At 71.7% G+C, this 25086-nt stretch carries 19 protein-coding genes; 7 read left to right on the forward strand and 12 right to left on the reverse strand.

The window, feature by feature from the left end:
• Window positions 1–148: 148 nt before the first annotated feature.
• Window positions 149–1222, forward strand: coding sequence for a LacI family DNA-binding transcriptional regulator (locus ACFWPQ_RS37315; protein WP_384045043.1), 1074 nt, complete (start codon window positions 149–151; stop codon window positions 1220–1222).
• Between the two features lie 121 nt (window positions 1223–1343).
• The gene (locus tag ACFWPQ_RS37320) at window positions 1344–3971 is read left to right on the forward strand and encodes a carbohydrate-binding protein (RefSeq protein WP_384045046.1); all 2628 of its coding nucleotides are present in this window, start codon (window positions 1344–1346) and stop codon (window positions 3969–3971) included.
• Window positions 3972–4187: 216 nt separating this feature from the next.
• Here the strand turns inward: ACFWPQ_RS37320 and ACFWPQ_RS37325 are convergent, their stop codons facing one another.
• The 8 genes from ACFWPQ_RS37325 to ACFWPQ_RS37360 all read right to left on the reverse strand — a co-directional run bounded on the left by ACFWPQ_RS37325 (window position 4188) and on the right by ACFWPQ_RS37360 (window position 13681).
• Window positions 4188–5684, reverse strand: a complete 1497-nt coding sequence (locus ACFWPQ_RS37325) for a CoA-acylating methylmalonate-semialdehyde dehydrogenase (protein WP_384045049.1) — start codon at window positions 5682–5684, stop codon at window positions 4188–4190.
• A gap of 13 nt (window positions 5685–5697) precedes the next feature.
• Window positions 5698–7575, reverse strand: a complete 1878-nt coding sequence (gene iolD, locus ACFWPQ_RS37330; RefSeq protein WP_384045052.1) for a 3D-(3,5/4)-trihydroxycyclohexane-1,2-dione acylhydrolase (decyclizing) — start codon at window positions 7573–7575, stop codon at window positions 5698–5700.
• Complete coding sequence (gene iolB / locus ACFWPQ_RS37335; protein ID WP_384045055.1) at window positions 7572–8447, reverse strand: 5-deoxy-glucuronate isomerase; 876 nt, start codon at window positions 8445–8447, stop codon at window positions 7572–7574. The genes iolD and iolB overlap by 4 nt, the downstream gene beginning before the upstream one ends.
• Entirely contained in the window at window positions 8444–9316 is an 873-nt protein-coding gene (locus tag ACFWPQ_RS37340) for an aldolase (protein WP_384045057.1), read from the reverse strand. Before ACFWPQ_RS37340 ends, iolB begins: the two co-directional genes overlap by 4 nt.
• Window positions 9317–9320: 4 nt before the next feature.
• Window positions 9321–10265, reverse strand: coding sequence for a 5-dehydro-2-deoxygluconokinase (iolC, locus tag ACFWPQ_RS37345; protein ID WP_384045267.1), 945 nt, complete (start codon window positions 10263–10265; stop codon window positions 9321–9323).
• Between the two features lie 148 nt (window positions 10266–10413).
• Window positions 10414–11271, reverse strand: coding sequence for a sugar phosphate isomerase/epimerase family protein (locus ACFWPQ_RS37350; protein WP_384045060.1), 858 nt, complete (start codon window positions 11269–11271; stop codon window positions 10414–10416).
• 154 nt (window positions 11272–11425) lie between these two features.
• Window positions 11426–12439: a sugar phosphate isomerase/epimerase family protein gene (locus ACFWPQ_RS37355; RefSeq protein ID WP_384045063.1), complete on the reverse strand. Its 1014-nt coding sequence runs from the start codon at window positions 12437–12439 to the stop codon at window positions 11426–11428.
• Between the two features lie 60 nt (window positions 12440–12499).
• On the reverse strand, window positions 12500–13681 hold the full coding sequence (locus ACFWPQ_RS37360; protein WP_384045066.1) for a Gfo/Idh/MocA family protein: 1182 nt from the start codon (window positions 13679–13681) through the stop codon (window positions 12500–12502).
• A gap of 836 nt (window positions 13682–14517) precedes the next feature.
• Here ACFWPQ_RS37360 and ACFWPQ_RS37365 point away from each other — a divergent pair.
• From ACFWPQ_RS37365 to ACFWPQ_RS37375, 3 genes are all read left to right on the forward strand, one after another.
• On the forward strand, window positions 14518–15609 hold the full coding sequence (locus tag ACFWPQ_RS37365) for a sugar ABC transporter substrate-binding protein (protein WP_384045069.1): 1092 nt from the start codon (window positions 14518–14520) through the stop codon (window positions 15607–15609).
• A 162-nt stretch (window positions 15610–15771) separates the two neighbouring features.
• A complete protein-coding gene (locus ACFWPQ_RS37370; protein ID WP_384045072.1) occupies window positions 15772–16836 on the forward strand; it encodes an ABC transporter permease in 1065 nt (354 codons plus the stop codon).
• Between the two features lie 2 nt (window positions 16837–16838).
• A complete protein-coding gene (locus ACFWPQ_RS37375; RefSeq protein WP_384045075.1) occupies window positions 16839–17630 on the forward strand; it encodes an ATP-binding cassette domain-containing protein in 792 nt (263 codons plus the stop codon).
• A gap of 206 nt (window positions 17631–17836) precedes the next feature.
• On the opposite strand, the gene ACFWPQ_RS37380 is transcribed toward ACFWPQ_RS37375, so the two are convergent.
• The gene (locus tag ACFWPQ_RS37380; RefSeq protein WP_384045078.1) at window positions 17837–18724 is read right to left on the reverse strand and encodes a sugar phosphate isomerase/epimerase family protein; all 888 of its coding nucleotides are present in this window, start codon (window positions 18722–18724) and stop codon (window positions 17837–17839) included.
• Window positions 18725–19253: 529 nt separating this feature from the next.
• Between ACFWPQ_RS37380 and ACFWPQ_RS37385 the strand changes: the two genes are divergently transcribed.
• Together ACFWPQ_RS37385 and ACFWPQ_RS37390 are read left to right on the forward strand one after the other, a co-directional pair.
• Complete coding sequence (locus tag ACFWPQ_RS37385; RefSeq protein WP_384045081.1) at window positions 19254–19955, forward strand: helix-turn-helix transcriptional regulator; 702 nt, start codon at window positions 19254–19256, stop codon at window positions 19953–19955.
• A gap of 31 nt (window positions 19956–19986) precedes the next feature.
• The gene (locus tag ACFWPQ_RS37390; protein WP_384045083.1) at window positions 19987–20535 is read left to right on the forward strand and encodes a DUF3291 domain-containing protein; all 549 of its coding nucleotides are present in this window, start codon (window positions 19987–19989) and stop codon (window positions 20533–20535) included.
• Here the strand turns inward: ACFWPQ_RS37390 and ACFWPQ_RS37395 are convergent.
• The 3 genes from ACFWPQ_RS37395 to ACFWPQ_RS37405 form a co-directional block, all read right to left on the reverse strand.
• Window positions 20530–21918, reverse strand: a complete 1389-nt coding sequence (locus tag ACFWPQ_RS37395) for an MFS transporter (RefSeq protein ID WP_384045085.1) — start codon at window positions 21916–21918, stop codon at window positions 20530–20532. The genes ACFWPQ_RS37390 and ACFWPQ_RS37395 overlap by 6 nt on opposite strands.
• A 259-nt stretch (window positions 21919–22177) precedes the next feature.
• A complete protein-coding gene (locus ACFWPQ_RS37400) occupies window positions 22178–23080 on the reverse strand; it encodes a LysR family transcriptional regulator (protein WP_384045088.1) in 903 nt (300 codons plus the stop codon).
• A gap of 136 nt (window positions 23081–23216) precedes the next feature.
• The gene (locus ACFWPQ_RS37405) at window positions 23217–24920 is read right to left on the reverse strand and encodes an NAD-dependent malic enzyme (RefSeq protein ID WP_384045090.1); all 1704 of its coding nucleotides are present in this window, start codon (window positions 24918–24920) and stop codon (window positions 23217–23219) included.
• Window positions 24921–25086 lie beyond the last annotated feature (166 nt).

The raw sequence follows: 25086 nt of genomic DNA on the forward strand, positions 1-25086 counted from the left end.
GTGGCCTGCTCCCGCCGGGTCCCGCGCCGGCGCCGTTCCGGTGTAACCTCGTCCGCCCCATCGCCCTCAGGTACCGCACCCGATAGTGTTAGCGCTAACACGACACGCCTGCAGGAACTCGTCCCACCGTCCGCCAGGAGCCCCCAGCATGCAGCAGCCCGCCCCTGCCCCGCACGGCGCGGAACCCCCCGGGCACGGTGCCGACCGGCACCGCTCGGTCAGCATCTTCGACGTGGCCAGGGCGGCCGGGGTCTCCCACCAGACCGTCTCCCGTGTGGTCAACGACAGCCCCAAGGTGCGGAAGGCCACCCGGGACCGGGTGCTGGAGGTCATCGACGAGCTGGGCTACAAGCCCAACCGGCTCGCCCGCGCACTGGCCGGCGGGCTGGTGCGCTCGGTGACCGTCCTCACCTCGGACACCACCCTGTACGGGGCGTCCCTGGCGCTGCGCGGCATCGAGGAGGCCGCGCGGGCGGCCGAGTTCGCGGTGGCGATCAGCGTCCTGGACGAACGGGCGCCGCTGACGCCGGAGGACGTGGCGAGCCGGCTCGCCAGGCCGGGTGAGCCGGTGCTCGTCATCGCCTTCAACGCGCCGGGGGAGCGCGCCTGGCACGCGCTGCCCGCGGAGTTCCCGGCGGCCGCGGTCGTGGAACGGCCCCGGGACGGGCACGCCCGCGACCGGCCCGAGGCCTGGCTGGACGACCGCGCCGCGGCGGCCCAGGCCACCCGGTATCTGCTCGGCCTGGGCCATCGCACCGTCCACCACGTGGCGATCCCCTCGTCCACCACCAGGGTCGGCCAGCGGGCGGAGGGCTGGCGGGAGGCACTCGCCGACGCCGGGCGTCCGGTCCCCGAGCTGCTGGAAGGCGGCTGGAGCCCGCGATCCGGGTATCTGGCCGCCCGCGCCCTGGTCGCCGACCCGCAGGTGACCGCCGTGCTGTGCGGCAACGACGAACTGGCGCTCGGCGTGCTGCGCGCGGCGCGCGAGGCCGGCCGGGACGTGCCGGGCGACCTGAGCGTGGCCGGCTTCGACGACGCGCCGTACGCGGCCTACACCCACCCTGCCCTCACCACCGTGCGGCTGGACTTCGAGGGGCTCGGCCGTGGCGCCTTCGGGATGCTGCACCGGCTGCTCGACCCGGAGAACGCCCCGCCGCCGCCCCCGTGGCGGGAGCCCGAGCTGATCGTCCGGGAGAGCACCGGCCCGGCACCCGGCCGCTGACACACCGGCGTCGCCTACGGCACACTGCTCCATTCGCGGGGGATGTGGGCGCTCACACTGCTCGGTTCCGGCCCCGACCTCGTCCTCCCGCAGCGTGGCGGGAGGGGAAAGCCAGGTACCCATGTCCTTCCGTACCCGCACACCGCAGGCGGCCCCGCCGTCCCGCCGTCGTACGAGATCGCGCCTGTCCGCGACCCTGCTGGCCGCCGCCGCGCTCGTCGGCGCCGGTCTCGCCGTACCGCCGCCGGCCGCGGCGGCCTCCCAGACCTTCACCGTGGACCTCGGCACCACCACCGGCGCCGTCCTGCGCGGCTCGAACGGCGCGCTCTACGGCCAGAGCGACGACGGAGTCCCCGGTGACAACCTGCTGGCGCCCCTGAAGCTGACCACCGGCTCGCAGAAGCCCCCGAACGGCGCCCAGCACCCGGGCGGCGACATCCTCCAGGTCGCCCCCTCGTTCTTCCGCAACGGCGGCGGGACGATGTACACCAACATCCAGGACGAGTACTCGGACTGGCCGTACCAGAACAACGGCATCGACGACTACCTCACCCAGGTCGACACCGCCGTGAACGCGGTGAAGGCGACCTCGTACGCGGCCGACGTGGTCTTCGTCCCGTTCAACGAACCGGACGGCAACTGGTACACTGGGCTGGGGAGTTCCACCTCCAGTACCTACGCCTCGGCGCTCAGCAACTTCGAGTCCGACTGGAGCACGGTCTACGCACGCATCAAGGCCGACTACCCGGCCGCGAAGATAGCCGGACCCAACACCGCCAACTTCAACAGCAAGTTCTTCGGTGACTTCCTCACCTACGCCAAGGCCAACGGCCAGCTCCCCGACGTGTTCACCTGGCACGAGCTGGGCCCGAGCTCGCTGGCCGACTACCGCTCCCACTACACCGCGTACCGCGCGCTGGAGACGGCCCGCGGTATCAGCGCCATCCCGATCAACATCGACGAGTACGCCAACCGGCGCGACCTGTCGGTGCCCGGGCAGATGATCCAGTGGGCCTCGATGTTCGAGGACACCAAGGTCTACGCCCAGCAGCCGTACTGGGACATCGCCGGCAACATGTCCGGCAACACCGTGCACACCAACGTCCCCAACGGGTCCTGGTGGTTCTGGCACTGGTACGCCGGGATGACCGGGCAGACGGTGAAGACCACACCGCCGCAGCTGAACGTCCAGGACACGCTGCAGGGCATCGCATCCCTCGACACCGGCCGCAAGCAGGCCCAGGTGATCGTGGGCGGCTCCGCCACCGACACCAACGTGGTGATCAACAACATCCCTAGCGCCACCTTCGGGAGCAAGGTCGAGGTCACCGTGCAGGCCCTGGACTGGAGCGGCTACGAAGGCGCCTCCGCGCCACCGCAGACCGTGTCCCGCGCCGCCTACACGCCCTCCGGCGGCTCCATCACGGTGCCGCTGACCGGCCTGAACTCCATGTCCGCGTACCGGATCACGGTCACCCCGAACGGCGGCGGCACCGCCACCGCGCCCGGCGTCCCGTCGTACTCCTCCTACGAGGCCGAGAACGCGGCCGTCACCGACGGCACCGTCGTCACCCAGGCCACCGGTGACAGCTACGCCACCGCCCAGCTGTACGCCACCTCCGGCACCAAGGACGTCGGCTACCTGGTCAACAGCGACAGCAAGGTCGTCTTCACGGTGAGCGTCCCCTCCGCCGGCACCTACAACCTGCGGATCTTCTACGGCAACGAGAACGGCTCCCCGTCCCAGCAGGTGCTGCGGATCGACGGCGCCAACCCGCAGTTCGTGGCCTACCCCTCCACGCTGAACTGGCAGTACCGCTCCCACGTCACCGTCCCGGTCACCCTGAGCGCCGGCAGCCACACCGTCTCGCTCGCCGTGGCCGACTCGACGCTCGGCACCTCGGCCGGGCAGGTCACCCTGGACAAGATCGACCTGACCGCCGTACCGAGCACACCGGAGACGGTGTACGAGGCCACGCTCGCCGACGTCGGCGGCAGCCCGGCGTACTCGTACAGCGACGTCGGCGAGACCGGTACCGGCCGGCTGGTCATGGTCTCCGGGGACAAGGCCACCTTCGACGCCTACGCGCCCACCGACGGCTACTACACCGTCAAGACGGACTACTCCTCGGCCGGCGGCAGCACCGCCCTCGCCCTGAACGGCACCACCGTCGCCACCTACGGCTCGTCCGGCGGCTCGGCCACCACCTCCGGCAGCAGGCTGTACCTGACGGCGGGCATCAACCGGATCGCCGTCGCCCCGAACAGCGGCACCACACTCACCCTCCGCGATCTGAAGGTGGACGGTGCCGGTGACACCACCGGCGTCACCAAGTACGAGGCGGAGAACGCTACTCTGGCCGGGGCGGCCAAGGCGCAGTCCGACAGCTGGGCCTCGGGCGGCAAGAACGTCGGCTACGTCGGCGGCAGCAGCGCCAACACGCTCACCTTCGGGAGCGTGAGCGCGGCCGCAGCCGGGCGCTACACGGTCGTCGTCCACTACGCGCAGAACGACCGGGCGGGTTCGGACAGCTACAACACCAACGTCGAGTCCCGCACCGCCCAGTTGTCGGTCAACGGCGGTACCGCCACCACGCTGACGTTCCGCAACACCTACAGCTGGAACGACTACTGGACACTGCCGATCACCGTCGGTCTCAGCGCCGGCACCAACACGCTGAAGTTCTCCAACTCCTCCTCCTGGGCGCCCGACTTCGACTACGTCGAGGTCGCCCCCGTCAACGGCTGACCGTTGCATCCCGGTGAACGCCGCGCCGGGACGGCACCCCTGTCCCGGCGCGGCCCGTGGCGCGGATCGGCCAGCGGGTCGCCGTCAGGCAGAGCAGGGAGATGCCGCCGCGCAGGAGGGGACCGCACGGGTGCCGGACCGTTCGATGGCCTTGCCCGGCGCCGGACCCGCGGCGACGCCGCCGGCCATGGAAGCGGCGAGGATCCCTCGGTCCGGTCAGCTGGAGGTGGGGAAGGTGAAGCCGGCGGTGACCTGCTGCTTGGGCTGGGGCCAGCGGGTGGTGACGACCTTGGGGCGGGTGTAGAAGCGGACGCCTTCGGGGCCGTGGATGGGGGAGTCGCCGATGAGGGAGTCCTTCCAGCCGCCGAAGGAGTAGTACGACATGGGGACCGGCACGGGGACGTTGATGCCGATCATGCCGACCTTGATGCGGCGCTGGAAGCGGCGGGCGGCCTCGCCGGAGCCGGTGAAGAGGGCGGTGCCGTTGCCGTAGGGGTTGGCGTTGATCACGTCGATGGCCTGGTCGAGGGTGTCGACGCGGACGACGGCGAGGACCGGGCCGAAGAGTTCCTCCTGGTAGGCCGTCATCTCGGTGGTGACGTGGTCGAGGAGGGAGGGGCCGGTGAAGAAGCCGTCCTCGTGGCCGTCGACCTTCAGGCCGCGGCCGTCGACGACGACGGTGGCGCCCTGCGCGGCCGCGGTGCCGACCGCGTTCTCCACCCGCTCCTGGGCCGCCTTGGTGACCAGGGGGCCCATGTCGGTGCCGGGCTGGTTGCCGGGGCCGACCTTCACCTCGCCTGCCTTGCGGGTGAGGATTTCGACGAGGGAGTCGGCGGCGTCGCCGACGGCGACGGCCACCGACACGGCCATGCAGCGTTCGCCCGCGGAGCCGTAGGCGCCGGCGGTGATGTGGTCGGCGGCGAACTCCAGGTCGGCGTCGGGGAGGACGACGGCGTGGTTCTTCGCGCCGCCGAGGGCCTGTACCCGCTTGCCGTGCGAAGTGGCCTGTTCGTGGACGTACTTGGCGATGGGGGTGGAGCCGACGAAGGAGACGGCCTCGATACCGGGGTGGGTGAGGATCGCGTCGACGGCTTCCTTGCCGCCGTGCACGACGTTGAAGACGCCGTCGGGCAGCCCGGCCTTCTTGTACAGGTCGGCGACGAAGTTGGCGGCGGAGGGGTCGCGTTCGGACGGCTTGAGGATGAACGTGTTGCCGGTGGCGATCGCGACCGGGTGCATCCACAGGGGGACCATCGCCGGGAAGTTGAACGGGGTGATGCCGGCGACGACACCGAGCGGCTGGCGGAAGTTGTGGACGTCGATGCCGCGGGAGACCTGGTCGGAGAAGGAGCCCTTGAGGACGTCGCCGAGGCCGCAGACGTACTCGACGACCTCGCGGCCGCGGGTGATCTCGCCGCGGGCGTCGTCGACGGTCTTGCCGTGCTCGGCGGAGATGATCCGGCCGAGTTCCTCCTCGTGCTCGACGAGCAGCTGGCGGAAGGCGAACATGACCTGGACGCGCTGGGACAGCGAGGAGTCCTGCCAGGTCTCGAAGGCGGCGGCCGCGGCCTGCACGGCGGCGTCGACCTCGGCGGCGCCGCCGAGGACGACCCGGGCCTGCTCCGCGCCGGTGGCCGGGTTGAACACCGGCTGGGTGGCGGTGGCGGCGCCATGGGCGGGCGAGCCGTTGATCCAGTGCGGGATGGTGGTCACGGAGGGCACGTCCTTACAGGTAGTGGCGCTGGGCCTGCTTGCGGGCGGCGTAGGTCTCGTACGCCGTGCGGGTGGAGTCGAGGGCGGAGGTCTGGCTGACGGGGACGTCCCACCAGGCGTGGCCGGGCGGGTTGGGGCCGTACAGGTCGGTCTCGACGTGCACGACGGTGGTGCGGGTGGCGGCCTTCGCCTTCGCCATCGCGGAGCGGAACTCCTCGACGGAGGCGGCGTGCAGGACGTCCGCGCCGAGCGAGGACGCGTTGGCGGCCAGGTCGACGGGGAGGACGTCGCCGTCCAGTCGGCCCGAATCGCCGTTGCGGTAGCGGTACTTGGTGCCGAAGCGCTGCGAGCCGAGCGACTCCGACAGCGAACCGATCGACGCGAAGCCGTGGTTCTGGACGAGGACGATGACGACCTTGAGGCCCTCGGAGACCATGGTGACGATCTCCTGGGCCATCATCAGGTAGGAGCCGTCACCGACGAGTACGACCACCTCGCGGCTCGGGTCGGCCATCTTGGCGCCGACGCCGGCGGCGACCTCGTAGCCCATGCAGGAGTACGCGTACTCCACGTGGTAGGCCTTCGGGTCGCGGGCCCGCCACAGCTGCTGGAGGTCACCCGGCATCGAGCCGGCCGCGTTGATGACCACGGCACGGTCGTCCAGGACCTCGTTGAGCGCGCCGAGGATCTCGGTCTGGGCGGGCAGCGGGCCGTGCCCGACGTGGAAGCACGCGTCCTCGATCTCCCGGGTGCGGGCGACGAGTTCCCGGGTGCGGCGGCGGTAGGACTCGGCGACCTCCCAGCCGTCGAGGGCTCCGGCGAGGGCCTGGATGCCCAGGCGGGCGTCGGCCACCAGCGGCTCCGCCGAGTGCTTGACGGCGTCGAGGCGGGCCACGTTGAGGTTGACGAAGGCGACGTCCGGGTTGCCGAAGACGGTGTGGCTGGCGGTGGTGAAGTCGGAGTAGCGGGTGCCGATGCCGAGCACCACGTCCGCGTCCTTCGCCAGCTCGTTGGCCGCGTACGAGCCCGTCGAGCCGATCCCGCCCACCGCGTACGGGTGGTCCCACGCCACCGCGCCCTTGCCGGCGTGGGTGTCGGCGACCGGGATGCCGGTGGCCTCGGCGAAGGCACGCAGTGCGGTCTCCGCACCGGAGTAGACCGCGCCGCCGCCGGCCACGATCAGCGGCCTCTTCGCGCCCCGCAGCAGGCGGGCGGCGCGCTCGACGGCGGCGGGTTCCGGGACCGGGCGGCCCACGTGCCACACCCGCCGCCGGAAGAACTCGACCGGCCAGTCGTACGCCTCGGCCTGCACGTCCTGCGGCAGCGCCAGCGTCACCGCACCCGTCTCGACCGGGTCGGTCAGCACCCGCATCGCCGCCAGCGCGGCCGGGATCAGCTGCTCGGGGCGGGAGACGCGGTCGAAGTACTTGGAGACGGCACGGAAGGCGTCGTTGACGGTGACGTCGCCGCCGCGGGTGTCCTCCAGCTGCTGCAGGACGGGGTCGGCGGCGCGGGTGGCGAACATGTCGGAGGGCAGCAGGAGGACGGGCAGGCGGTTGGTGGTGGCCAGGGCCGCACCCGTGATCATGTTCGTGGAGCCCGGACCGGTCGACGCCGTGCAGGCGAACGCGGCCAGCCGGTCGCGCATCTTCGCGTAGGCGACGGAGGCGTGCACCATGCCCTGCTCGTTGCGCGCCAGGTAGTACGGCAGGTCGGCCTCGCCGGTGGTCGCGGCCTGCAGCAGCGCCTGGCCGATGCCGGCGACGTTGCCGTGCCCGAAGATGCCCCACACACCGGGGATCAGGCGCTGTTCCTGGCCGTCGCGCTCGCTGTACTGGGCGGCCAGGAAGCGGACCAGGGCCTGCGCGGTGGTCAGTCGTACGGTCTTCATCGGTTCTCTCCGAAGGGCAGCCGGTCGTCCACGTCCTGGGTGTCCCAGGTGGCGCGGACCCAGCCGTGGGCGGGGTCGTCGCAGATCAGCCAGGCGCGGTCCTGGCCGGGTCCGGCCATGACGTTGAGGTAGTAGAGGTCGTAGCCGGGCGCGGCGATCGAGGGGCCGTGCCAGCCGTGCGGGATCAGCACGGTGTCGCCGGAGCGGACCTCGGCGAGCACGTCGATCGGCCGCTCGGCCGTGCCGTAGACCCGCTGGTAGCCGAAGCCGTTCCCGTCGCCGCAGACCTCGAAGTAGTAGATCTCCTCCAGCTCCGACTCCTCGCCGGGCCGGGCCTCGTCGTGCTTGTGCGGCGGGTAGGAGGACCAGTTGCCGCCGGGGGTGAGGACCTCGCACACCAGGAGCTGCTCGGCGTCGAAGGTGCCGGGCAGGCAGTAGTTGTTGACCTGGCGGGAGCAGGCCCCGGCGCCGCGCAGTTCGACGGGCACGTCCTCCTTGCGCCCGTACCGGGCGGGCAGGCCGCCTCGTCCGGTGCGGGCGGAGGGCAGCGCGAACCGTCCTCCCGCCGCGCTGCCGATCACGGCCGCCGACTCGCGCGGGAGGTAGGCGAAGTCGGTGACCGAAGCGAACACGCCCGTCCGGCCGGCGAGTTCGAAGGTGCTGCCGTCCGTGGTGACGGTGCACGAGCCCGTCAGCGGCAGCACCAGGAACTCGGAGTCCCCGGTGGACAGGGCGTGCGTCTCGCCCGGCCGCAGGGTCAGGATCCTGAGGCCGGAGTATCCCCAGCCCGCCGACTCGGGCGTGACCCGGACGTCGTAGGGGCCGTCGGCCGAAGTACCGGCCGGGAGGTGGTACTTGCCCGTCTCGCTCACAGCAGGCTCACCGCCTTGTCGACGGCGCCGGCGACGTCGCCGCCCGCCGGGTAGAGCAGGGAGCGGCCGACGACCAGGCCCTGCGCGGTCGGCTGTTTGAGGGCCCGGCCCCAGGAGGCGAAGGCGGCCGCGGGGTCGGTGACCTCGCCGCCCAGCAGCAGCGCGGGCAGGGTGGAGGCGGCGAGGACGCGCTCCATGTCCTGGACCACCGGCAGCTTCAGCCAGGTGTAGGCGCTGCGGCGGCCGAGACCCGACGCGATGGTGACCGACTTGATCACGGCGTCGGTGGTGAGGTCGTTGCGGATCCTGCCGTCCCGCCACTCGGAGACGAACGGCTCGACCATGGCGATGAGTTCGCGGTCGCTGAGTTCGTCGACCGCGCGGGCGGTGTCCTGCAGGACCGACGGGGTGGCGGGGTCGGAGAGGGCGATACGGGTGAGCATCTTGCCGCCGTCGAAGCCCATCGCGGCGATCGTCTCGGCGTCGTACCCGGTGAAGCGGTCGTCGATCTCGAAGACCGAGCCCGCCAGCCCCGCCCGGTTCATGGAGCCGAAGACGCTCTTGCCGTCGAGGACGCCGAGCAGGAGCAGGTCCTCCAGGATGTCGGCGGTGCCGAGGACCCCGGTCACGCCGGGGCGCTCCAGGGCGGTGCAGAGGCGGTCGAGGAGTTCGAAGCGGTCCGCCATGGCAAGGGGGTCCGCGCCGACGCCGTTGGCACCGCGGGCGGGGTGGTCGGCGGCGATGATCATCGCCTTGCCGTGCTCGCCGAGCAGCGAGGTCGCCTTCACCCGGCGGGCCGCCGCGGCGGCCACGGCGCCGGGATCGTGCACCCGGGCGGCCACGATCCGGCTCACGTTGTCGGACAGCACGTCGTCACACCTCTCGCTCGAAGGCATCGGTCGTCCCGCGCAGCTTCGCCTCGACCTCGGCCTCGGTCGGCATGGCGTCGGAGCAGGACAGGCGGCCCGCCACCAGGGCGCCGGCCGCGTTGGCGAAGGCCACCGTGCGCGCGGTGTCCCAGCCGGCGAGCAGGCCGTGGCACAGGGCCCCGCCGAAGGCGTCACCGGCCCCGAGCCCGTTGACCACGTCCACGGGCACCGGCGGGATCTCGGCGACCGAGCCGTCCCGGTCCATGGCCAGGACGCCCTTGGGGCCCTGCTTGACGACGGCCAGTTCCACCCCGGCCGCCAGCAGCGCCTCGGCCGCGGCGAGCGGGTCGCGTTCGCCGGTGGCGACCTCGCACTCGTCGATGTTGCCGACCGCGACGGTGGTGTGCCGCAGGGCCTCCCGGTAGCACGACCGCGCCTCGGCCGGATCGGTCCAGAACATCGGCCGCCAGTCCAGGTCGAACACCGTCGTGCCCGCCTTGGCCCGGTGCTCCAGGGCGGTCAGGGTCGCCGAGCGGCTCGGCTCCTCGCTCAGCCCGGTCCCGGTGATCCAGAACACGGCCGCCTCGCGGACCGCGTCCAGGTCCAGCTCGTCGGGCCGGATGTCCAGGTCGGGGGCCTTGGGCAGGCGGTAGAAGTAGAGCGGGAAGTCGTCCGGGGGGAAGATCTCGCAGAACGTCACCGGTGTCGGCGCGATCTCCGACGTCCCCACGAAGCGGCTGTCCACGCCATAGCCGTCGAGCGCCGTGCGGACGAAGTCGCCGAAGGGGTCCCGGCCGGTCTTGGTGATCACCGAGGCGCGGCGGCCGTACCGGGCCGCCGCGACCGCGACGTTGGTCGGGCTGCCGCCCAGGTACTTGCCGAACGAGGTGACCTCCGCCAGCCCCACGCCCGTCTGGAGCGGATACACGTCCACTCCGACCCGGCCCATGGTCAGCACGTCGTACGGCTTCACACTGGTTCCCTTCGCCCCGCGGTGGTTTTAGAGCGCTTTAGCAGCGTCCTCTGCGAGAGTACGATGCCGCCCTCACAAATGTCATGTCAATAGGATGTCGTGATGATGTTGAGGGTGTGACGCGTCACGCCCAGGCGGCCACGTACTCGCCGATCCGCTCCCGCATGAAGAGGGAGGACTCCCTCGCCTTCTCCTCCCAGGCGAACACGCAGGCGGTGAGGGTGCCGTCGAAGCCGTTCGCGCGCAGCTCGCGGAAGAGCTCGTCGAAGTCGACCTCGCCCTCGCCCATGTTCAGGTGCTGGTGGACGCGGGCCGCGGTGCCGGGCGGGTTGAGGATGTAGCGGTTGCCGGAGGACGCGGTGTGGTCGAGGGCGTCGGCGAGGTGCACGTGGGTGAGGAGGTCGCCCGCGTGCCCGATGATGCCGGGGGCGTCGTCGCCGATGTGGAAGGTGTGCGGGGCGCAGTAGAGGAAGGTGACGTTGGGGTGGTTGATGCCCCGGATCAGGTTGACCGCGTCGTGGCCGTTCTCGATGAAGTCGTCCGGGTGGGGCTCCAGGGTGAGCCTGATGCCCTCGCGCTCGAAGAGCGGGAGCAGTTCGTCCAGCGTCCTCCAGAACTGGGCCTCGCTGCGGTCCGGTTCCTCGGGGCGGCCGTTGAACTCGGAGATCATGCTGTCGACGCCGAGGTCCGCGCAGATCTGGATGGCGCGCTTCCAGTACCGTACGGCGGCCTGGCGGGCGTCCTCGTCCGGACCTGCCCAGCGGAACAGCGGGAGCAGGGAGGAGACACCGACGCCCGCCGAGTCCAGCGACTTGCGGAACTTCCGCACGGTGGCGTCGTCGACGCGGGGGTGGCGGAAGAAGGGGATGAAGTCCTCCCGGGGCGAGAGCTCGATCCACTCGTAGCCCAACTCGGCCACCACGGATGGGAGTTCGAGTAGTGGCACGTCACGGATCATGTACGGGTCGAGGGCGATCCTCATGGTGGTCTCCTGCTTCTTGGCGTCAGGTCATCGGCTCCGGCGGTGCGGGACCGCCGGAGCCACTCCCCGTTCCGACGGGGGCGAGAGAGGGCGCCGGGCCCCGGCGGTCACGGCCGGGGCGGCCGGTGCCGGGGGCGGCCGGGGCCCGGGGAGGTCACGGCCGCAGGGACTCCCGGAGCGCCGCGTCCGCGGCCTTGAGGACCTCGGCGGCGACGGCGACGCCCTCGACGGGGCCGAGTTCGGTGTCCTCGTGCTCGATGTTGACCAGCATGTCCGGGTCGACCTCGTGCAGGGCGCGCAGGAACTCGGTCCAGTAGGCGACGTCGTGGCCCTTGCCGAGCGCGACGAAGTCCCAGGCGGAGTCCTTGGGCCACTCGTTGGCCCACTCGTCGCCGCCGAGGTTGGTGCGCGGCTCGTCGGGCGAGAGGCGGCGGAAGCTGTTGTCGAGGACGCCGTTGAGGGCGGCGTGCTCGGGGTTGATGCGGACGTCCTTGGCGGCGGCGTGGAAGACGAGTTCGCCGAGGTGGCGGACGACCGCGACCGGGTCCATCTGCTGCCAGAACAGGTGCGAGGCATCCAGCTCGACGCCCACGTGGGTGGCGCCGGTGAGGTCGATGAGCTTGTGGATGTCCGCGGAGTTGAAGACGACGTTCTGCGGGTGCAGTTCGAGGGCGACCTTGACGTCGTGGTCGCGGGCGAGGCGGTCGGTCTCGCGCCAGAAGTCCGCGGCGATCTTCCACTGGTGGTCCAGGACGTCCAGGGCCGCGGAGTTCCAGGCGTTGACGATCCAGTTGGGGCGGGTGGCGCCCGGTTCGCCGCCGGGCAGGCCGGACATGGTCACCAGGCGGTGCTGGCCGAGCCGTTCGGCCAGCCGGATGGAGCGCCGGATGTCCTCGGCGTGCTTCTCGCCGATGGCGGCGTTCGGGTGCAGCGGGTTGCCGTTGGCGTTGAGGCCGGCGACGGTGACGCCGGTGCCCTCGAAGAGGCCGAGGAAGTCGTCCCGGGCGGTGTCGCTGACCAGGATGTCGTCGAAGGTCGGCACGTGTACGGCGGGGAGGAAGCCGCCGGTGTTGAGCTCGATGCCGGTCAGGCCGAGTTCGGCGACGACCTTGATCGCCTCGGGCAGTGGCCGGTCGTGCAGGATCGCGTTGTAGAGGCCCAGCTTCATGGCGTGTCTCTCCTCAGTCCTTCCGGGGGGTGGCGGTGGTGCGGTGCGGGCCGGGCCGGGTCACTGGACGGTGACCGCCTTGCCGCCGGCGTCGGCGGAGGCGACGATCGCGTCGATCACGCGCAGGTTGTGCAGCCCGTCGGCGAGGGTGGGGCAGGGCGGCAGCCGGTCAAGGCCGGCGATCTGCTCCAGGAAGGCGCGGGCCTGCCAGACGAAGAACTCGTGCTGGCCGTGCCCGACACTGGGGAAGTCCATCGGCAGGCCGCCGGCGATATAGGGGTGGCCGGGGCCGACCACCACCCGCCGGTAGCCGTCCAGCGGGTCGGCGGTGACCTGGTCGGCGATGGTGAACTCCGCCGGACGCGACAGCTCGAAGGCCGCCGCGCCGCCCTTCGCGAACACCTCGAAGCCCAGGGAGTTGGCCAGGCCCCGGGCGATGCGCGACACCGAGAAGGTGCCGACGGCGCCGGAGCCGAACGTCGCGGTGAACGTGGCGATGTCGTCGTTCTCGACCCGGGCCCGTTCCCCGCTCACCTCGACGTCGGCCGAGTGCCCCACCGCGGTGCCCAGCGGCACGGGGCGGTCGGGCACCTGGGTGGAGAGCACGGCGCCCTGCACGCTCTGCACCGGGCCGCAGAAGTACTCGCCGAGGTCGATGAGGTGGCTGCCGATGTCCGACAGCGCGCCCGAGCCGAGCGGCCCCCGGTAGCGCCAGCTGATGGGGGCGTCGGGGTTGTGCCCGTAGTCGCACCAGTAGTGCCCGTTGAAGTGCTGGACCGGCCCCAGCGAGCCCGCCAGCACCTGCTCCCGTACGGCGTTGATCGCGGGGGAGCGGCGGAAGGTGAAGCCGGTGGCCGCGACCAGGCCGGTGCCCTCGGCCGCGTCCACCATGGCCTGGGCGTCGGCCACGGACGGGGCGAGCGGCTTCTCGCACAGCACGTGCTTGCCGGCCGCCAGCAGGGCCTCGACGATCTCGCGGTGCAGGTGGTTGGCGACCACGACACTGACCGCGTCGATGTCGTCGGCCTCGGCGATCGCCCGCCAGTCGGTGACGGCCCGCTCGTAACCGTAACGGCGGGCCGCGTCCTGTGCGAACGGCTCGTGCGCGTCGGCGACGGCGACCAGGCGCACCTCGGGCAGCCCGGCACCGTACAGCGTCGCGGCCTGCCGGTACCCGTTGAGGTGGGCCCGGCCCGCCATCCCGGCGCCGATGACCGCCACACCGATCGGCCTCGTACTCATCATGCTTCCTCTCCGGCGCGTCGCTGTGCCGTGGGTCAGGGGGGAATGGAACCGACCGGAAACGCTCTTCGCCCGTCGGCGCGGACACCCGGGGGGTGAGCCGCGGGACCGGGGCTCGGGTGCGGGCCCTCCGGCCCCGGGCGGGGCCGTCTCGGGCCCGGACGGGCTCGGGTGCTGAACGACTCGGGTGCGCGATCTCGACCACCCGAGATCCGGCCTGGTCCTTGATTCGCGAGTTAGAGCGCTTTAAATGATCGGTTTAGAACGCTTTAGATCTTCCGTCTCGCGCGTTCTTGGTGCTCGTACTCTCAGTGGCGTCACGGCTCCGTGTCAAGGGTGTTACCGCAAACGACGGGAGGTCGGGCGGGCGATCTCGGCTCCGCCGTTCCCGCGGGTGTCGACGGCGCCGTGCCGCCGGTTCCCTGGTCGGCGGTTGCGGCGGGCGGGTCACGGCGCCGGAGGGGGTCGGCGGTTGCGGCCTCCCCGCGTCCGCCGCCCCGGCGAAAACACGTGGCTGTTGCAGCTTTTTGTCGGCGGGTCACGGCACCGCGTGCATTCGTGAGAGGACCCTTGACACGTTTCCGAAACACAAGCATGCTCTGGCCACCGCTTAAAGCGATTTAAGAGATCGCGGAATAACCACCCAACCACCCCGCAACTCCGGCGTCGCCGTGATCACTTCCGGGACACCCCGGGACGAGCCGTTCCGCTGATCCCGACGCCTCCGGGCCGGCCCGAGCGAACACGCGCCCCCGCCGCCGCACCACCACACCCCGAGACATGCCTGGTACCCCTCACGCCCCCGCCCGGCATCACCAGAAGGAGCACCACAGCACATGGAACGCACCCAGACCCGGCGGCCCTCCGGCCGTCGCCTCGCCAGAAGCGGCCCGACCCTGGTGAGCCTGCTCGCCATGGCGGCGGCCACGTTGACCGGGTGTGCCAGCGGCAAGGCCACCGGCGACGACACGGGTCAGGCGACGGCGACGGCCGGCAGCGGATCGACAGCCGGTACGACGACCGGCGGCAAGGTCTCCATCGTCGTCATCGGCGGCAAGGCCGACGACCCGTTCTGGTCCACCATCAAGCGCGGCGGCGAGGACGCGGCGAAGCTGGTGAAGGCGAACGGCGGCACGGTGACCTTCCTGGGCCCGCAGAACTACGACAACCTCGGCCCGGACGCGGCCAAGCTGACCCAGACCGCGCTCTCCCAGAATCCCTCGGCCATCCTGGTGCCGGACTGGGTGCCCGACAGCCAGGACGCGGCGATCAAGCAGGCCGTGGCCAAGGGCGTCAAGGTGTTCGTCTACAACTCGGGCGGTGTCGAGGCCGCCGACCGGACCGGCGGCATCAAGTACATCGGCTCGGACGACTACCAGGCCGGCAAGGCGGGTGGAGTGAAGTTCGCCGAGGCCGGCGCCAAGAACATCCTGTGCGTGAACACCGTTCCCGGCGCGGCCAATTCGGAGGCGCGCTGCAAGGGCATCGCGGACGGCGCCAAGAGCAAGGGCGCCAAATCGAAGCAACTGCCCCTGCCGTCCTCCAACTTCGGCAACCCCTCCGCCGTCACCCAGGCGATCAAGGGCGCGCTGCTCAAGGACAGCAGCGTCGACGCCCTGGTGACGATCGGCGTCCAGGACGCGGACAGCGCCGCCTCGGCGATCGACCAGGCCAAGGCCGCCGGCAAGGTCCGGCTGGGCACCTTCGACCTCTCGCAGAGCCAGCTCGACCGGATCAAGGCCGGCAAGCAGCTGTTCGCCATCGACCAGCAGCCCTACCTGCAGGGCTTCTACGCGGTGTCCATCGCCGACCAGTACCTGTCCTACGGCGTGCTCCCGCCGCAGAACCCGCTGCTGACCGGCCCGCTCCTGGTCACCAAGGACAACGTCGACGCGGCGCTCTCCGGCACCAAGGCCGGCGTCCGCTGATCCACCCGCGGGTGCCGGGCCCGCCTCCCCTCAGGACCCGGCACTCCTTTCCCCCACACGGCGCACCGCGCACCGCCACACGGCGCACCGCCCAGCGAAAACCGCTCACCGCGCACCACGCACCGCACACCCCGTCCGAGCCATGAAGGTGACCCCGAGCCGATGACAACCTCACTTCCCGACACGACGGCCGAGAAAGAGGCCGCCGTCGCACCAACGAAGCAGTCCGAGAGCCCGCTGGCGCAGTTGCGGCACCGTCCCGAGGTCGGTGCGCTCATCGGAACGCTCGGGGTGTTCGTCTTCTTCGCGATCTTCGGAGGCGAGAAGTTCCTCGCCCCGGCGGGCGCGGCCAGCTGGCTGAACATCGCCTCCGAGCTCGGCATCATCGCCATCCCGGTCGGCCTGCTGATGATCGCCGGTGAGCTCGACGTGTCCGTGGGATCGGTGCTCGCCGGCAGCTCGATGACCCTGGCCATCGTCTCCGGCCACTGGGGCGCCCCCATGATCGTCGGCATCCTGTGCGCCCTCGGGCTCGGGCTGCTGACCGGCCTGCTCAACGGCTTCCTCGTCACCCGCACCAACGTCCCCTCGCTGGTCATCACCCTGGCCACGCTCTCCGGCCTGGCCGGTCTCACCCTCGGCCTGTCCCGCGTCACGACCGGCACCACCAGCGTCCCGCTCAACCCCGACCCGTTCTCCAAAGCGGTCTTCGGCCAGCTGGTCGCCGGCCAGTTCGAGGTCGCGATCTTCTGGTGGCTGGGCATCGCGGTCCTGGTGGCCGTGGTGCTGCAGCTCATGAAGTACGGCAACTGGATCTTCGCGATCGGCGGTGACGCGGAGAGCGCCCGCGCCACCGGCATCCCCGTGAACAGGGTGAAGATCGCCCTCTACATGGCCAGCGGCTTCGGGGCCGCCCTGGTCGGCGTGATCCAGACGATCCTCTACAACGGCGCGCAGGTCGCCAACGGCCAGTCCTTCGTCTTCAACTCCATCATCGCCGTGGTCGTCGGCGGTGTGCTGCTCACCGGCGGCTACGGCTCCGTGGTCGGCGTCGTCCTGGGCACGCTCACCTTCGCCATCGTCAACCAGGGCATCTACTACACCGGCTGGAACTCCGACTGGGCCAGCCTGATCCTCGGCATCCTCATCCTCGCCGCGGTCCTGATGAACAACACGTTCCGCCGGCTCGCCCTGTCCTACAAGCCCCGCACCGCGAGGAAGGCCTGACCATGACCGCACCCGTGCTGCGCCTGGACGGCATCGGCAAGTCGTTCCTCGGCACCGACGCGCTGCAGGACATCTCCCTGGAGGTGCACGCCGGACAGGTGCTGTGCCTGCTCGGCGACAACGGCGCCGGCAAGTCCACCCTCATCAAGATCATGTCCGGTTTCCACAAGCCCACCTCCGGCACCATCGAGGTCGACGGCGAGCCGGTGGAGTTCGACAGCCCGCGCGACGCCAGTGCCCGGGGCATCGCCACCGTCCACCAGTTCGGCGGGACCTTCCCGCTGATGGGCGTCGGCCGGTGCTTCTTCGTGGGAGCCGAACCCACGAAGGGCTTCGGACCGTTCAGGCTCTTCGACAAGAAACTGGCCGGTGAGATCGCGGTCCGCGAGATGCAGTCGCTCGGCATCACCCGGGTCACCGACGGCAACCGCCTGGTCGGCAGCCTCTCCGGCGGCGAACGCCAGGCCCTCGCCATCGCCCGCGCCGTCTACTTCGGCGCCAACGTCCTCATCCTCGACGAGCCCACCGCCGCCCTCGGCGTCAAGGAAGCCGCCCACGTCCTGCGGATCGTCATGCAGGCCCGCGCCAAGGGCGTCGCGGTCATCCTCGTCACCCACAACGTCCGCCACGCCATGATGGTCGGCGACCACTTCGCCGTCCTCATCCGCGGCCGGAAGGCCGACGACTTCCGCAAGGGCGAACGCACCCGCGAGGAGATCACCGACCTGATGGCCGGCGGCGAGGCGATGGCCGACCTGGAGGCCGAACTCGCCCAACTGGAAGCCGGCGCCTGACCGGCACGGGGCCGCTCACCTTCTTGGGTCGGCCGCCGGCCGGCACACGGCTCACCGGTGCCGGCCGGCACACGGCTCTCCCGCACCGGCCGGAGCACGGCTCACCGGCGCCCCACCGGAGCCCCACCCACGCCGGCCGGTCCGCGCTCCGCGGTCCGCGCTCCGCGGTCGGCGCTCCGCGGACCACGTCCGTACACGGCAGGCGGCTACGCGACGCCTCGCAGAACCGAGCGGAGGTGTTCGGCGCTGGCCCACACGTCCTCGACCGGGCCCTTCTCCTTGGGTTCCGCGGTGAGGATGGTGTCCTGCTCCAGGACGTACCAGCCGTCGTAGCCGCGGGCGGCGAGGTGGGTGACGATCGCCTCGACGTCGACGTCGCCCGCGCCCAGCGGACGGTACATGCCCGCGCGGACGGCGTCGGTGTAGGTGAGGCGGCCGGACTGGACCTTGGCGGCGAGGGAGGCGTCCACGTCCTTCATGTGGGTGTGGGCGATCCGCTCGGGTGCCTGGCGGGTCAGTTCGGCGGGGTCGGTGCCGCCGATGAGCAGGTGGCCGGTGTCGAGGCAGAGGGAGATCGAGGAGTGCTCCAGGACGCGGCGGACCTCGTCGCCGTTCTCGATCATCGTGCCGACGTGCGGGTGCAGGACGGCCCGTACCCCGCGTTCGGCGGCCAGCGCGGTGAGCCGGTCGAGGTTGGACAGGAGCAGTTTCCAGCCGTCTGCGTCGAGTTCGGGGCGGGAGTCGTAGCCGTCCTGGCCGGTGATGGCGGACAGGACGAGGACTTCCGCGTCGGAGGCGGCGTAGTTCGCCAGGAGCTGTTCCGCCTCGGGCAGCGGGTCGTGGCCGGGGACGTGCAGGAGCAGGGGGGTGAAGCCGCCGACGGCGTGCAGGTCGTGGTCGGCGAGGACGCGGGCCATCGCGTCGGGGGCGGCGGGCAGGAAGCCGTCGGGGCCGAACTCGGTGGCGGCCAGGCCGACCTCGCGCATCTCCTTCAGCACCCGCTCGGGCGTCAACTGGTAGCCCCAGCCGGGCACTTCGCACACGCCCCAGGAGATGGGCGCGCCGGCGATCCGGTTCAGCTGTGGGGTGGTCATGCCGTGGCCTTTCGGTGGTTCCAGTGGGGGTCGGCGACCGCGGCCGTCGGGCGGCGGGGGAGAGGGACATCGGGGAGGAACGGGCCGCCCCTGCCGCGGTACGGCGCCGCACCGCGGCTCCGGCGAGCGCGACCGTGCCCGTCGTCGAATCGCGGGACCGCCGAACCGGGACGTGACCTCTCGGGTCTGCCCGGCTCCCGGGCCGGCTGCCACCGACCGCCGATCAGCAAGTCCACGGGCGTCATCGCCCTCTCCGTTCGGGAAACCGTCGGCGCGCGGCCGTGGCGAACGCCGACCGGCCTCCCACGGCCAACGGCCAGGCCGTTCGCGTGCTCGCAACGCTAGGTTCGCGAGGGGATTTGGTGAAGCCCTCGAATCCATCAAATTCCCGTCATCGGGGCCGTCATTTTCCCGTGGGGCGAGCGGGTCCCGGCAGCACCGTCCGCCACGGCGGCACCGTCCGCCACGGCGGCCACGGCGGCGGACCGGGCCTTCTATCTCCAACCTGTGTTGTTCCTAGAATGGGCGGGTGAACGACATCGACGCGATCGCGGCGTTGCACGATCCGGTGCGCCGCAGGCTGTACGAGTACGTGGCGGCGCAGGGCCGCGAGGTCGGCCGCAACGAGGCCGCCGAGGCGACCGGGGTGGCGCGCACGCTCGCCGCGCACCACCTGGACCGGCTGGCCGAGGCCGGACTGCTCGACACCGGCAGCCGCCGCCTGACCGGGCGCTCGGGGCCGGGGGCGGGCCGGCCCGCCAAGGTGTACACGCGGGCGCGGGACGAGCGGATCGTGTCCCTGCCCGCCCGCGACTACCGCACCGCCGCCGAACTGCTCGCCGAGGCCGCCGAGCAGGCCGGGCTGGACGCCGGGCTCTGTGCGGCCGCGCGCCGCCGCGGCGAGACCCTGCGCGGCTCGGCGGCGCCCTGCGGCAGCCTCGACGAGGCCATGGAGATGGTCGCGGCCCGCGGTTACGAACCGCACCTGGAGGACGCCGGGGACGGCACCGACGCCGACGACGGGGAGACCGGAGCCGCCGCGCCCGTCGTCCGTATGCGCAACTGCCCCTTCCATGCCGTCGCCGAACGCTTCCCGCCGCTCGTCTGCGGCATGAACCTCGCGCTGCTGGAGGGACTGCTCGGCGCCGACGGTCCCGTCCGGGCCCGCATGGACGCCCGGCCGGGTGAGTGCTGCGTGGTGTTGGAGTCTTCTAAAAACAACGACGATTGACATAGAAGGGTGTGCGTGCTGGTATGAGGCCATGACCGCATCCGGGTACGACGCCCACCTCGCCCAGCTGAACGTCGCCACGCTCCGTTTCCCCCTGGACGACCCGCGCATGGCGCCGTTCGTCGAGATGCTCGACACGGTCAACGCCGCCGCCGACGACGCGCCCGGCTTCGTGTGGCGGCTCGTCGAGGAGGGGTCGGACGACGCCACCGCCCTGCGCCCGGCGGGGGAGGACGTCATCGTCAACCTCACGGTGTGGGAGACGCAGGAGGCGCTGTGGGGCTTCACCTACCGCAGTGAGCACCTCGACGTGATGCGGCGGCGGCGCGACTGGTTCCAGCGGCCCGCCGAGGCGCATCTGGTGCTCTGGTGGGTCCCCGCCGGTCATCTCCCGACCACCGGCGAGGCCCTGGAACGGCTCGCGGAGCTGCGCACGCACGGGCCGTCGGCGCGCGCGTTCACCTTCACCTCCGCCTACTCCGCCGCGGAGGCCGTCTCCGAGGCCGTCTCCGAGGCCGCCGCCGACGGGGCCGCCCTGGGGCCGCACCCCGTCGCGGAAGCCGCCGCGCACGGGTCATGACGCCTGGGCGGTCTCCGGCCGGCCGTCGACGGGCAGGCGGGCCGGGGCGTCCGCGCCGGTGCCGGTGGTGAGATCGGTGCGGCTGGTCTCGCCGAGCAGGGCCAGGCACACCACCGTCAGCAGGCAGAACCCGGCGATGATCGCGGAGATGAGCAGCATGGCCCCGGAACCGGCGTCGGCCTGCACCTCGGTGAAGAGCAGCGGGGCGAAGCCGGCCCCCAGCCCCGCGATCTGGTACCCGAGGGAAGCGCCGGTGTAGCGGCTCCGGGTGGAGAACAGCTCCGTGTACAGCGCGGCGAGCGGGCCGTACATCATCGGGTGGACCAGCGACTGCCCGAGCACCAGCGCCAGCACGAGCAGCCCGGTGCTGCCGGTGTCGACCAGCGGGAACAGCGCGAAGGCGTAGGCGCCCACGGCCACCGCGCCCGCCATGACCACCGGCCGCCGGCCCCGCCGGTCGGAGAGCGCCGACCAGCCGATGATGCCGGCCACCGCCAGCGTGGAGGACACCGCGAGGCTGTTGAGCACCGTCTGCCGGGGGAAGCCGCCCTGCACCGCGTAGGAGATGAGGAACGTGGTCACCGTGCCCTGGAAGACGAACGCGGACAGGCCGACCCCGATGCCCAGCAGCAGCACCCGGGGGTGATGGCGCAGCACGTCCCACAGGGGCAGGGACCGGCGCGGCGCCGACGCCAGCGTCTTCTGCTCCCGCTCCGCCCGGGCGAACACCGGTGTCTCAGTGACCCGCACCCGGATGAACAGGCCGATCGCCAGCAGCACCACGCTGAGCAGGAAGGGGATGCGCCAGCCCCAGGAGAGGAAGGCGTCCTCGCCGACCGCGGCGGACGTCACCGACATGGCCACCGTGGAGACCGCCATGCCGAAGGGGGCCCCGGCGTTGGTGAAGCTCGCCCACAGCCCGCGCCGGCCGGTCGCGTGCTCGGCGGACAGGAGCACGGCACCGCCCCACTCGCCGCCCACCGCCACGCCCTGGACGATGCGCAGGAGCAGCAGGCAGACCGGGGCCAGGGTGCCGGCCTGGCCGTAGGTGGGCAGGGCGCCGATGAGGAAGCTGGCGACACCCATGAGGGACATCGTCACCACGAGCATCCGCTTGCGGCCGAGCCGGTCCCCGAAGTGCCCGAAGACGATTCCGCCCAGCGGCCTGGCCAGGTAGCCGGTGGCGAAGGTGGTGAAGCTGGCGAGGGTGGCGGCCGTGGGACTGAGGTCGGAGAAGAAGACGTGCGGGAAGACCACCGCCGCGGCGGTGGAGTACAGCAGGAAGTCGTAGTACTCGATGACGCTGCCCAGGAAGCTGGAGGTCACCGCCCGGCGCAGTTGCCGGGGTGCGTGTGCTGTCTGGTGGGGAGAAGCGGCCTGCATGTCGTGAGCTCCCTTGCCGGCGCTGAGGTGGGTCAGCCCGAAGCGGATGTGACATCGGTGGCGGGTGACGGGAGTACCCGTCGTACGCGGGGGCTCGCAGCGCTGAGCGGCGAGGGACTGGCGTCGGCGTCCTGACGGCCGACCCCGGAATGTGGGGCATCTTTTTTGCCCGCGTCGAGATTCTGACCAACATTGCTCGACTCGTCTACCCTCCGGGCACGACGTTCCAAGACGACGAGGCGTTCGCGGCCGTGTTCCGTCAGGGCCGGGCCGCGGTGCTCAGGGCGTGGTCCAGGAAGCGGCGGGAGGCCGGGGGCAGGGTGCGGGAGGCGGGCCGGGCGATGCCGATGTCGCGGACGGCCTGCACGTCGGTGAGTGCGAGGTAGCGGACGGGGAGGTCCGGGTTGGCCTCCGGATCCGTGACGGTGTCCGGCGCGGCCGGGATCAGGGAGACACCGAGACCGGACGCCACCAGGCCGCGCAGGGTCTCCACCTCCTCGCCCTCGAAACCGACGAGGGGGCTGAACCCGGCCTGGCGGCACAGGGTCTCGGTGACGCTGCGCAGGCCGTAGCCGGGCTTGAGCACGATGAACTGCTCGTCCGCGACCTCGGCCAGCCGGACGCGCCGGCGCTGTGCGAGGCGGTGGCGGGCCGGGACGGCGAGCCAGAGGGGCTCGACCAGCAGCCGGCGCCAGGTGATCAGCGGATGGCCGGGGTCCCGGCCGGTGATGATCAGGTCCGCGGTGGCGTCCAGGAGGTGCTGGGCGAGGCCGTTCTCGTCGGCCTGGTGCAGTTCGAACCGGACGGCGGCGAAGCGCTGCCGGAACCCGGTGACCAGCCTCGGTACCAGCCAGGTGCCCAGGGTGTGCAGGAAGGCCAGCGAGACCACGCCCGCGTCCGGGTCGACGACCTCGGCCACGGCCCGCCGCCCCCGGTCGTAACTGTCGAGCACGGTGTCGACGTACTCCTTGAACACCCGCCCCGCCGGGGTGAGTCGCAGCACCCGGCCGACCCGCTGGAGGAGTTCCGCGCCGACCTCGCTCTCCAGCCGGTTCAGGGCCCGGGACAGGGCAGGCTGGGTGATGTGGGCGGCGGCCGCGGCCTCCGTGACCGTCATGCCCTCGGCCACGGCCTGGAAGGAGCGGAGTACCTGGAGATCCATGCTCCCATTCTCGTGCCGCATCGGACGGGCCGTATCGAGGCGCCGGGCGCATGGACGACTCCGGGGCGCCTCCCGGGGTGCGGCCGGCCACCCCGGGAACTCGGGAACCTTCGGACCCGAATGACGTCCCGGCCGGTCAGACGGCCCTGATCGGCGGGTACACCGGCTGCCACATGGCGGCCCTGACCCGCTTCTCCACGGAGTCGTCGACGGTCGTGCCGGCCACCCCGTCGGCGGCCGCGGCCCGGGCCACCGCCACCGCGACCGCCACCGAGGTCTCGCGCAGCTGGTCGGTGAGGGGCAGGATCGGCGCGCCCGGGCCGTCGGTGTCCGTCTGGCCGGCGACGGCGTGCGCGGCCGCGACCAGCATGCCGTCGGTGACCCGGGTGGCCCGGGCGACGATCGCGCCGAGGCCGAGGCCGGGGAAGACCAGCGCGTTGTTGGCCTGCCCGATCCGGTACACGACCCCGTCCTGCTCGACCGGGCGGAACGGGCTGCCGGTGGCGATCAGGGCGCGGCCGTCGGTCCAGGCCAGCAGGTCGGCGGGGACCGCCTCGGCCAGGTCCGTCGGGTTGGACATCGGCAGGACGATGGGGCGCTCGGTGTGGGCGGCCATCGTACGGACGATCTCCTCGGTGAAGGAGCCGCCCTGGCCGGAGGTGCCGATCAGGACCGTCGGCCGGACCCGCCCGACCACCTCGGCCAGCGCGATGCCGCCGACCTTCTCGTCCCGCCGCCAGTCGGCGACCTCGGCGGCCGGGCGGGCGTAACGGACCTGGAAGTCGCGCAGGTCCTCCTGGTCCGCGGTGAGCAGGCCGTGGCGGTCGACGCCGAAGATGCGGGCGGTGGCCTCCTCGGCGCTCAGCCCGTCGGCGACCATGGCGTCCCGCAGCTGGTCGGCGATGCCGATGCCGGCGGTGCCCGCACCGAAGATCACCACCCGGTGGTCGCGCAGCGGAGTCCCGCTGGCCTTCACCCCGGAGAGCACGGCGGCGAGGTTGACGGCACCGGTGCCCTGGACGTCGTCGTTGAAGGTGAACTCGGTCGGGCGGTAACGCTCCAGGATCCGGCGGGCGTTGGCGGCACCGAAGTCCTCCCAGTGCAGCAGGGCGTTCGGGAAGAGCCGGCGGGCGGTGGTGACGTAGGCGTCGATGAAGGCGTCGTACGTCTCCCGGTCCACGCGCGGGTGCCGGTTGCCGAGGTAGAGCGGGTTGTCGAGGAGTTCCTGCCGGTTGGTGCCGACGTCCAGCATCACCGCCAGGGTGCGGTTCGGGTCGATGCCCGCCGCGGCGGTGTAGACGGCGAGCTTGCCCACCGAGATGTCGATGCCCCCGACTCCCCAGTCGCCGATGCCGAGGATCGCCTCGCCGTCCGTGGCGACGATCAGGTCGACGTCGTCGGGGCCCAGGCCGGCGGCCGTCAGCGCGCCCTCGATCTCCTCCGGGGCGTGCACCGACAGGTACACGCCGGCCGGGCGCCGGTACTCGTTGCTGTAGTGCTGGATCGCCTTGCCGACGGTGGGGGTGTAGACGATGGGCAGCATCTCGTCGAGGTGGTCGCCGAGCAGGCGGTAGAAGAGCACCTGGTTGCGGTCGTGCAGCCCGGTGAGGTTGACGTTCTTGGCCAGATCGGTCGGCTGCGCCGCGTACTGCCGGTATGCCCGCTCGGCCTGCTGCTCCAGGGTCAGCACCGCCGGCGGCACCAGGCCCACCAGGCCCAGCGACCGGCGTTCCTCCGAGGTGAAGGCGGTGCCCCGGTTGAGACGCGGCTGGGAGAGCACGGCACGACCGCGGTCGGTGGTCTCGATGCGCCCCTCTTCGGCATTCCACTGGGTCGTCATGATCGGCTCCTTGCCGTTTCCGTATCGCTTCCAGGATCGCGTCCGGGACGCTCCGGGTCGCTTCCGGGGAACTGGTGATGCCGGCAAGCCTCGGCCGTCGGGCATGCATGCGTCCAATGCCTGGGACACGGATGATCCATGAACCTCGCGCATGGGTGGTGCGTCA

It is taken from the genome of Streptomyces sp. NPDC058464, from assembly GCF_042721035.1.
GTDB lineage: Bacteria > Actinomycetota > Actinomycetes > Streptomycetales > Streptomycetaceae > Streptomyces.

Excerpts from the sequence above, each read along its gene's own strand:
- ACFWPQ_RS37315 (WP_384045043.1), top strand. The coding sequence starts at position 149 with ATGCAGCAGCCCGCCCCTGCCCCGCACGGCGCGGAACCCCCCGGGCAC.
- ACFWPQ_RS37320 (WP_384045046.1), top strand. The coding sequence starts at position 1,344 with ATGTCCTTCCGTACCCGCACACCGCAGGCGGCCCCGCCGTCCCGCCGT.
- iolD (WP_384045052.1), bottom strand. The coding sequence starts at position 7,575 with ATGAAGACCGTACGACTGACCACCGCGCAGGCCCTGGTCCGCTTCCTG.
- iolC (WP_384045267.1), bottom strand. The coding sequence starts at position 10,265 with ATGGGCCGGGTCGGAGTGGACGTGTATCCGCTCCAGACGGGCGTGGGG.
- ACFWPQ_RS37350 (WP_384045060.1), bottom strand. The coding sequence starts at position 11,271 with ATGAGGATCGCCCTCGACCCGTACATGATCCGTGACGTGCCACTACTC.
- ACFWPQ_RS37355 (WP_384045063.1), bottom strand. The coding sequence starts at position 12,439 with ATGAAGCTGGGCCTCTACAACGCGATCCTGCACGACCGGCCACTGCCC.
- ACFWPQ_RS37360 (WP_384045066.1), bottom strand. The coding sequence starts at position 13,681 with ATGAGTACGAGGCCGATCGGTGTGGCGGTCATCGGCGCCGGGATGGCG.
- ACFWPQ_RS37365 (WP_384045069.1), top strand. The coding sequence starts at position 14,518 with ATGGAACGCACCCAGACCCGGCGGCCCTCCGGCCGTCGCCTCGCCAGA.
- ACFWPQ_RS37370 (WP_384045072.1), top strand. The coding sequence starts at position 15,772 with ATGACAACCTCACTTCCCGACACGACGGCCGAGAAAGAGGCCGCCGTC.
- ACFWPQ_RS37375 (WP_384045075.1), top strand. The coding sequence starts at position 16,839 with ATGACCGCACCCGTGCTGCGCCTGGACGGCATCGGCAAGTCGTTCCTC.
- ACFWPQ_RS37380 (WP_384045078.1), bottom strand. The coding sequence starts at position 18,724 with ATGACCACCCCACAGCTGAACCGGATCGCCGGCGCGCCCATCTCCTGG.
- ACFWPQ_RS37390 (WP_384045083.1), top strand. The coding sequence starts at position 19,987 with ATGACCGCATCCGGGTACGACGCCCACCTCGCCCAGCTGAACGTCGCC.
- ACFWPQ_RS37395 (WP_384045085.1), bottom strand. The coding sequence starts at position 21,918 with ATGCAGGCCGCTTCTCCCCACCAGACAGCACACGCACCCCGGCAACTG.
- ACFWPQ_RS37400 (WP_384045088.1), bottom strand. The coding sequence starts at position 23,080 with ATGGATCTCCAGGTACTCCGCTCCTTCCAGGCCGTGGCCGAGGGCATG.
- ACFWPQ_RS37405 (WP_384045090.1), bottom strand. The coding sequence starts at position 24,920 with ATGACGACCCAGTGGAATGCCGAAGAGGGGCGCATCGAGACCACCGAC.